5 protein-coding genes are annotated in these 8673 nt (G+C 74.1%); all 5 read right to left on the bottom strand.

Annotation, left to right across the window (positions count from 1 at the left end; all coding sequences use genetic code 11):
- Window positions 1–9: 9 nt before the first annotated feature.
- From ACH4SP_RS05655 to ACH4SP_RS05635, 5 genes are read right to left on the bottom strand one after another with little or no spacing between them, the layout of a single operon-like run.
- Window positions 10–2472 (bottom strand): VWA domain-containing protein, encoded by a 2463-nt coding sequence (locus tag ACH4SP_RS05655; RefSeq protein WP_398409675.1) that lies wholly within the window; start codon window positions 2470–2472, stop codon window positions 10–12.
- A 7-nt stretch (window positions 2473–2479) separates the two neighbouring features.
- Window positions 2480–3031, bottom strand: a complete 552-nt coding sequence (locus tag ACH4SP_RS05650; RefSeq protein ID WP_398409673.1) for a Pycsar system effector family protein — start codon at window positions 3029–3031, stop codon at window positions 2480–2482.
- 12 nt (window positions 3032–3043) lie between these two features.
- A complete protein-coding gene (locus ACH4SP_RS05645) occupies window positions 3044–5104 on the bottom strand; it encodes a hypothetical protein (RefSeq protein WP_398409671.1) in 2061 nt (686 codons plus the stop codon).
- The gene (locus ACH4SP_RS05640) at window positions 5101–7524 is read right to left on the bottom strand and encodes a hypothetical protein (RefSeq protein ID WP_398409669.1); all 2424 of its coding nucleotides are present in this window, start codon (window positions 7522–7524) and stop codon (window positions 5101–5103) included. The genes ACH4SP_RS05645 and ACH4SP_RS05640 overlap by 4 nt, the downstream gene beginning before the upstream one ends.
- Entirely contained in the window at window positions 7521–8627 is a 1107-nt protein-coding gene (locus ACH4SP_RS05635; protein ID WP_398409668.1) for a hypothetical protein, read from the bottom strand. Before ACH4SP_RS05635 ends, ACH4SP_RS05640 begins: the two co-directional genes overlap by 4 nt.
- Window positions 8628–8673: the final 46 nt, after the last annotated feature.

Raw genomic sequence — 8673 nt, 5'->3', positions numbered from 1 at the left:
GGACCGGGCTCAGAAGTTGGCGTCGTACTGACGGGAGCCGGGCCCCGATCCACTGCCTGACCCCGGAGCGGACCCGGAACCGGAACCCGCGCCCGGGTCCCGGGGGGTGCCCCGGCCGCCGTCGGGTGCGGCCCCGCTGCCCTGCCTGCCTGTCCTGCCCGGCCTGTTCTGCCTGCTCTGTCTGTTCGGCCTGTTCTGCCGGAAGGGTCGTCGCTGCGATCCACCGGATCCTGAACCTCCGCCCGGGGCCCGGCGGTTGTCGCGGACGAGCAGGTCGATGCCCTCGCCCAGCGCTACCGGCTCCTCCGCGGTCAGGGCCCGTTCACCGCCGCGGTACGGCTTGACCATGATCACTCCGGCCTTGGTGCGCCGCACCCGGTGTGCGTCCCCCGCGCCGCTGACCCGCTTGAGCTTGGGCGCGGATCCGCTCCCCCGCTCCACCGTGAAACGGAAGTCGCCGCTGCTCTGCCCGGCCCGTACGGTCAGCGTGTCGACCGGCCGCCCGTCCCGGCACAGTTCCAGCCGTACGCCGGTCAGGTCGCGCTGCCTGGCGACGGCCTTCACCCGTACGAACACGAAGGCGGCGACGGCCAGCACCAGGGCGACGGCGCCGACCACCCCCCACCACCAGCGGTCCCACCAGGTGGGCTCCGGTTCGACGAGGGCGTCGAGGAAGGTGGCGTCCAGGGTGCGCCCGCCGTAGTCGCGATCGGTGAGCACCACGCTGCCCGCGAGCTCCCCGAGCGCAGCGCCCGCGCCGACGGACACCTGGAAGGTGTGGTGCGAACTGCCGGGCTCCGCACGGACCTTGACCGGTGCGATGCTCAGCTCCGACCCCGGGGGCTGGTCCGCGAGACCGAGGGTGAGGGTGTGCGCCACCGTGTCGTTGTTCGTCACGTCCAGGGTCCCCTGGAGAGTCCCCCCGGGGTGCACGGTGCTGCGCTCGACGGTGATCCCGGCCTCGACCGGCGCGATTCCCGAGGCAAGGGCGAGGTACAGCGGCCGGTGGTCGCTGGTCACTCCCGGGGCGGACATCTCGCCGGTGACCTCGACGTTCCCGGTGGCCTTGGGCATGACGAGGGTGCCGGTGAACCGGGCGTCCCCGGCCTTCGCGTCGGGCTTGGTCCCGTCGTCCTTGAGCGTGGCGGTGACCGGCTCGAAGCCCTGCCCGGTGACCTTGACGCCGACCCGGATGCCCCTGAGCTGGTTCTGGTCGGTGATGACGACACCGCGCCTGGTCTGCATCCGCATCTCCACGACGGCCTTCTCACCGGCGCGCGGCGAGGCGGGGTCGAGGGCGATCGCGGAGCGGAGCCTGCCCTGCCAGATGGCGCGCACCGCGACGTCCTGGCCGCGGTGTCCCTCGGGCGCCTCGACCCGAACCTTCCACCTGCCCGGCAGCGGGTTCTTCACCCGCAGCGCCTCCACCGGCCCGTCCTGACCGCTGACCTCGAAGCTGGACCCGTCGGCGGAACCGCTGGTGGGAACCTTCTTCCCGGTGGGGTCGTAGTACGTCACCGAGACCTTGCGGTCGTGTTTGCTGACCGTGATCGAGCCGTCGGTGGCGATCGGCGGGATGACCACCGACAGTTCACCCGGCGGCTTGCCGCGGGTGCCCTCGACGACCTGGGCGCAGCGTGCGGCGGCGAAGGTCTCCTGGAGGGCCTTGTCGATCTGCTCGGAGTTGTCGACGACGCGCATCCGGGGCGTGGCGTCGGGGAGGGTGGCGCAGCCGTTGCGGTAGCCGCCGTTCGCCATCGCGGCGAGCGAGTCGCGGTCGATCTCGCTGCCGAAGCCGAGCGGCCAGATCTGCACCGACTCCCGGCGGGCGCGGGCGAGTTCGTCGGTGAGCTGCTTGGCGGCGTTGGACTGCCGGGACGCCTTGTCCGCGCCGTACGCGGGGCTGTCGCCGACGTCCAGCTTCCCGTCTGTGAGCAGGAACACCACCTTGGGGGTGCCCGCTCTGCCCTCCTTGGTGAGCCGGTTCACCGCCTGCCGGACGGCGGCCGGGAAATCGGTCCCGGGGCCGGTGCCGTTCTTGTCCCGCCTGCCCAGCTGCTGCACGCAGTCGCTGAGCGTCTGGCGGCCCGCCGCGTCGGACACGGTCAGCCCGCACACCTCGCGCACCGCGGACTGCCCGGCCTTCTCGGAACTCCCGAATCCGATCACCGCGGCGCGCGAACGCTCCGATATCTCGCCCTGGCTGAGCAGCGCGGCGGCCTCCACCTCACGGGCCAGGTCCTTCTCGGAGAGGCTCGCGGAGAGGTCCACCACGACCGCGAAGTCGATCGGATCGGGCCCTTCCGCGGCCTGTTGCTGCCGTGGCTGCTGTGCCTGTACGGGGACGGCCGCTCCCGCCAGCGCCATGAGTACGAGCCCGAGCCCCGCCGCACGCCCCGCCGCACGCCACGGCGTCCGGCTCCGCGCCCGGCCGCGTCCCTGCCGTCCGGTCTGCTTCATCTGCTGTTCCATCGTCTCGTCACCACACCTGGCCGATTACGGAGAGCACCACGCCGAGGGTCAGACAGCAGACCCCCGCGCGCAGCCAGCGGTACTTGGCGGTGAGCACCCGCCCGAGGACGGTCGCCTCCCCGAGCATCCAACGCACGACGTCCGCACCGGACACGGTCAGCCGCTCCCGCAGCACTTCGGGCGACGCGCCGACGCTCAGATCGCGCAGGAACGTGACGTCCGCGCCGATCCGGGTCCGCGGCAGCACCACGCCTATGAGCATCAACAGCCCTGCCAGCCACAGCAGTCCACCCACCACGACCAGTCCGAGCGCCGCCCCCGAGGGAACGACCGAGCCGTCCCTGACCCACACCACGGCCAGGAAGGCCAGCCCTCCGGACAGCAGAACCGCCGCCTTGGCGTCGGCGCGCCCTATGTCCTCGCGCACGGTGTCCAGCATCCGCTCGGCGACGAACCGGGTGCCGGCGGCGGAACCGGGGACCGCCACCGGGTCAGGGGGCAGGTCGCCCGCACCGCCCGGCTGCCGGAGGTCCGCCGTGCGGTGCGGTTCAGTGCTCATTCTTCGTCCCAGTCATTCTTCGTCCCAGTCGTCGAATCCCGCACTCGGCCGGTAGGCCCGGCCGTTGTCCCGGCCCCGGTCGGGGCCCCGGTCCCGGTGCGAGTCGCTCCCGCGGTCCCAGTCGTCGCGGTACCGGTCTTCGCCGTACCGCTCGTCGCCGTACCGGTCGTCGCGGTACCGGTCGTCGCCGGTCCAGTCGCGGTCCCGGGCACCGTCGTCCCCGCGCGGGCCGTCCCGCCCGTCGTCGCGGGCCCGGTCCCGGCTGCGGTCCCGCCAGTCCTGTTCCCGCTCGCGCTCCCGCCGTTCCCGCTCCCGTCGCCGTTCCGCCGACGAGGCGACCCGGGTGGGCTCGTACACATGCGGACTGCGGCCGTCCTGCTCCTCGTCCGGCCACTCGGCCTCCGGCGGTCCGGACGGGGCGCCGTCTCCCGCAGACCCTTCCCCGGACGGCCGTCCGTCCGGGCCGCGGGTCCCCAACTCCCGGTCACCACGCCCGCGTTCACGGCGCTCCGGGGCGGCCGGGGCGGGCTCGTCCGCCTCCCAGTACGGCCTCGCCGGTTCGGCCGGCCGCCGCCGGTCGCCGCGGCCCTCCAGCTCCCGGCCCCGGCCCCGCCCGTCGTCGTAATCGCCGCGATCCCCGTGGTCCCCGTACTCCCTCGCGCGTCCCGGACGGCCGTTCTCCAGGGCCCGGCCGCCCGGCCGTCCGCCGCCCTGCGGCAGGATCGAGTCGGTCACGCCGCCGAGCACCCCGTCCGAGTTCTCCCGCAGGTACTGGAGCACCTCGTACATGTGGTCGCCGATGTCGTGCCGCTCCAGGTTCCCGGTGTCCAGCAGCTTGTGGAACAGTCCGATGAAGTCGGCCTGGCCCTCCCGCCGTTCACGGCGGATCGCCTCGCGGATCTCCCACTGCTTCTCCGGGTTGGTGGCCATCTGGTACGCGATCTCGGCCGCGTCGCCCTGGCGCAGGAACCGCTGGAGTTCGGCGGCCTGCACCCGCACCGCCTCGCGCTTGCGCAGCGCCCTGAGCCGTTCCCGCTCGTCCTCGGCGGCGTCGGTGTCCATGTCGAGGACGATGTCGTGCCTGGCCTGGACGCGCGTCTTGACCTCCTCGCTGAGGTCGATGAAGACATGGACGCGGGTCGTCAGACCGAGGTCCCTGCCGAGGTCGATGTGGCCCGCCTCCACCTCGGCCCTGACCGCGTCGTCGGCGCGGTGCGAGTCGGTGAGCCGGAAGCGGCGCGACACGCTGCGCAGCCCGGCGAGGAGTTCGTCGTGCAGCAGCTCCCCCACGTCCCAGACGTTCTGGCGCACGACGGTGAGCGGGTCCTCCACCTCCCAGCGCACCCGCGCCGTCGCGTCGAAGAACGCCGCGTCGCCGTTGGCGGGCAGCCTCAGGTCGAAGGAGGTGACGTGCATCCCGAGCAGCACTTCGAAGATGGTGTAGGGCGAGCCGATCCAGGGCTTGTTGACGTCCTCGCGGCGGTCGGGCCACACGACGCTGTGGCCGCCGTTGTTGTAGCGCATGACGGCGGCGATCTGGCCGCTCCTGCGCACGTACGGCGGCCCGTACTCGCCGATCAGCGGGCCCAGCGGCTGCTGGTCCTGCCGCTGCCCCCGACCCGGTCCCAGGCCCTGGCCCTGGCCCCGGACCGGCTCGTTCGCCCGGCCCTGGCGCATCCCGCGCCCCCGGCCTTCGCCCCGGTCCTCGTCCCGGTCCTGGCCCTGCTCCCGGCCCTGGCCCCGGCCGGGACCCTGTCCCTGGCCAGGCCCCTGCCGACGTCCCGGCTGTTCCGCCCGTGCCCACTCGTCCCGCTCTTCCCGGTCTCCTCGGTCCGCCCGGTCCATCTGCTCCACCCGCTCCCGCTCCCGCTCCGTCCCGGTCCCGTGCTCGCCCCTCAACCAGGGCCTCTCATGCCCCTGCTGCTCCTGGCGCCCCGACCGCTCCTGCCGCCTCGGCTCTCCCTGCCGTGCCCGCTGCCCCCGCCGCTCCTGCTGTCCCGGCTGCCCCAGCCGGCCCGTCCACTCCTCGTCCTCCTCGTCCTCCCAGAGCTCCCGGCCCTCCCGGTCCGTCATCCCCCGGCCCCCTCTCCCACCGCGCTCCACATCCGATGGGCCGCCGACTTGTCCAGCGGGTCCCCCGGATCCCGTACGAGCCGGTCCAGCAGGTTCCGCAGCCGGTCGCGGTCCCGGCGGTCGGCGGCGAGCAGCGGCAGGAACCGGCAGACCAGGCGCAGCTGTCCGGCGTCGCCCGCCGACCGGCGCAGCCAGCTGCCGAGCGCGTCCAGCGCGGCCTCGCCCGACCGGGCGGTGGACAGGGCGTGCCGGATCAGGTCCGCGAGTCTGCGGGCCAGTTCGGGCCGCGTCAGCAGCAGCGCGGCGATCAGCGGCCGGGATCCGTGCCGCTCCATCTCCTTGTCCTCGTGCAGCCCCCAGAGGTACGTGGCCCTGGTCTGCAACGCCCTGATCACCGCGAGCAGTACGAGGTTGGCGAGGACGCGGCGGTCCTCGCGCAGCCAGCCGCCGAGCCGTTCGACGACCAGGGCGGGTTCGGCCCCGGCCAGCAGCCGGGTCACGCTGAAGGAGGCGGTGACGAGTTCGTCGATGTCCACGTCGTCCTGCCGCACCACCTTGGCCAGTTCGTCGAGCGAGGCGCCGACGGACCCCGCCGCCATGCCGTACCCGTGCGTCAGCAGCGCGGTCGTCCGCAGGGACCCGTCGCCGCTCTTCGCCCATTCCTTGAGCATGGCGCGGGCCGCCGGGCGCACCGTCGGCTCGCGGGACGCCTCGGCCAGGGCCGTGGCCGCGGCCAGCTGGAGGGTCGGGCTGTCCAGTGCGGCCATGGGGCGGAGCAGCTCCCCCGCTCCGTACACCCAGTCCCAGGAGCACAGCACTCCGGCGGCGATGGACGCCCGTACCCACAGCTGCGGGCGCGGGTCGTCGCACAGGGCGCGCAGCCAGCGCGACAGCGGTCCGCGCACGTTGTGGTAGCCGTGCCACACCTCCTGGAGCACGGCGGTGGCCAGGCCCCGCCCCTGGAAGCGGACGGCGCGCATCGGCACCTTGGCGTCGCCCAGGTCGAACTCGTCGTCCTCGACGACGGCCCGTGCGAGCGCCGGCCGGTCCACGTCGTGCACCGCGAACAGCCGCCTGCCCACGGCCTGTTCGGGGTCGAGCGTCATGGCCAGCTCCCAGGCCAGCTGCTCACCGGCCTCCGCCGTGAGGCTGTACGAGGAACCGTTGAACACCGCGACCGCGATGCGGAAGGCGGTGGCGTCGAGCACCGGAAGGGCCGCCGGAAGCGTGCCGGGACGGTCGGCGTCGGCGAACCAGGACCGCGCCTGCGCCCGTACGACCTCCGCGCAGCCGAGCATCAACTGAGCCTCCGTCAGCTTTCCGCCCACCCGGTGGGCCAGCTGTTCGGCGATGCGCGCGGCCTCCCGCGGCCGCAGCTCGTCCAGCCCGAGCGCGTCCTTGGTCTCCGCCCGCTCGAAGAGCCGCTGCGCCTCCCCCAGCGCACCCTCGGGCGCTTCCTTGAGCAGTACGCGCAGGTGGCGCTGGAGCACCTCGCCGGTGCGCGGCGGTCGGCACGGCAGCCCGTACCTTCCGCGCAGGAACTGCCCCGCCAGTTCGCCGCCCCCGGCCAGCACGACGGCGTACGCCTTGGACTCGGCGAGCAGCCCGCTCAGCCGGTCGAGGTGCAGCCCGGTGGGACGCCCGGTGTCCCGCCCGTACGCACCGCCCCGCTGCTCGCCGCGGCGCGGTTCCCTCTCGAACTCGGAGCCGTACGAGGGCTGTTGGCGGCCGTCGTCCGGGGGGAGTTCGAGCAGGTATCCGTGCCCCTCCTTGAGGTCGGACGCCTCGATGCGGCGCAGCGGGATGCCGGGGTCCAGCCGGTGGACCCGGTCCTGGTTGAGCTCGGAGAGGAGGGCCAGCGCGGTGGCCGTGCGGCCGCTTCCCGGCTCGCCGCAGAGCACCAGGAGGTGGCACGCCCGCAGGAGTTCCTTCATCCGCTGGTATCCGGTCGCCTCGCAGTAGACGTCCGCGAGCCGGTCCAGCTCCTCCTTGGGCACGGGGCCTGCGACCATGGCGCCGCCGGCCGCGCCCACCCCGTACTGGAGGATGGTGTTGCCCTGGAGCACCACGCTGTCGCCGCCGGTCGCGAAGTGGCTCCCGGCCGGCCCGCGCAGGGCGAAGTTCTGCAGCGCGGCGTGGGCCGTCCCCGACCCGCCGGTGCCGCCCGACCCGACGAGCGACCCCCGTCCCGCCTGGTCGAAGGGGCTGGCCTCGGCCTTCTGTCCGTCCCCGTCGGAGCCGCCTTCGCCGTCGGCGCCACCGGCCGGCCCGTCCCCCGGGCCCCTGCCGCCACGCCCGCCCCTGTCGCCGCCGCCCGCGCCGTCCCGGCCGGGTCCTGCGGCCTGCCCCGCCTCGGCACCGGCACCGGCTCCACCACCACCACCGGGATCGGGCGACGCTCCCTCGTCGGGATCGCTCATGTGCCGCTCCGGTGGGCGTCGTCGGCGGGCGCGGATGCGGGCGCGGGGCCGGATGCCGGGCCGGATGCGGACGCCGGGCCGGGCGCGGGGCCGGATGCGGGGTCGGCAGGCACGGGTGCCGGGGGATCGTCGAAGGCCGCCCCGCCCCCGTCACCCTCGCTGCCGACCGGCCCGCGCACCGGCTCCCCTCTCGGCCCCGGCTCCCTTCTCGGCTCCCGCTCCGGCTCCCGTTCCCGTTCCCGCCTCCGCGTCCCCTCCTTGCGGATCCCCGTGAAGCCCCCGTGGATCGTGCTGCCGGTCACGCTCAGGTTGTCGCCGCCCACGTGGAACTCCTGGGCCACCGACCCCACTTGCGGACCTCTCGCACCGGGCGGCGGTGGGCCGTCCCCCTCCCACGTCCCACCGCCGCGTCCGGGCTCCGCGGCCTGCTTCGCCGCGGTCGGAACCCCGGGCCCGGACACCGCCTCCACGGACGGTGCCTCCAGCCCCGGGACATGGAACCAGGCGGTCTCGTCGGTCTCCTTCGCACGCACCCGACCGCTCAGATACTGCTGCGGCTCGATGTACCGGCCGCCGTCGGCGACGACGTTCGCGTAGAGCCACTCGGAGACGACGAGCATCAGAGCGGACTCCGGCGCCGCCTCCATGACCCGCTTCGCGGTGTCGCTGTCGCACAGCCTGCAGGTCAGGTCGACGGCTCGGCCCACCAGCCCCCGCCCGTCGTCCAGCACCGGCCCGACATGCATCCCCACGCGCATCCGCAACCGGTCCGACCTGCCGTGATTGTGCTCGCGCAGATTCTCGTAGACGGTGCTCAGCCAGCGCCCGACCATGAGCGACGAGGGCACGTCAGCGGGCAGCGCGGCCAGGATCCCGTCGCCCCGGTCCTCCTGGTGGAGCCTGCCGGGCGGTACTCCGACGACCGCGAACGCCTCCCCGAACGCCGCGTACATCGCCTCCCGCATCCGCTTCTTCGTCTCCAGGCCCATGGACCCGGATCCGCAGACGTCGCCGAAGACCACGAGCCGGTTGACCGCTGCCGGCTGTGCTCCCGGCCCGCCAGGTCCCGCCCCGTTCGCCGCCGCGCCCGTCGATCCGTACACCGTCGCCTCCTGCGTCCTCGTCCGCCGGTTTCACTCTCGTACCGTC

It is taken from the genome of Streptomyces sp. NPDC021093, assembly GCF_044333135.1.
Lineage (GTDB): Bacteria > Actinomycetota > Actinomycetes > Streptomycetales > Streptomycetaceae > Streptomyces.
The sequence above is the reverse complement of the archived record's forward strand: the minus strand, read 5'-3'. Positions and strand labels throughout refer to the sequence as shown.

Coding starts and splice junctions, on each gene's coding strand:
- ACH4SP_RS05640 (WP_398409669.1), bottom strand. CDS start 7,524: ATGAGCGATCCCGACGAGGGAGCGTCGCCCGATCCCGGTGGTGGTGGT.
- ACH4SP_RS05655 (WP_398409675.1), bottom strand. CDS start 2,472: ATGGAACAGCAGATGAAGCAGACCGGACGGCAGGGACGCGGCCGGGCG.
- ACH4SP_RS05650 (WP_398409673.1), bottom strand. CDS start 3,031: ATGAGCACTGAACCGCACCGCACGGCGGACCTCCGGCAGCCGGGCGGT.
- ACH4SP_RS05645 (WP_398409671.1), bottom strand. CDS start 5,104: ATGACGGACCGGGAGGGCCGGGAGCTCTGGGAGGACGAGGAGGACGAG.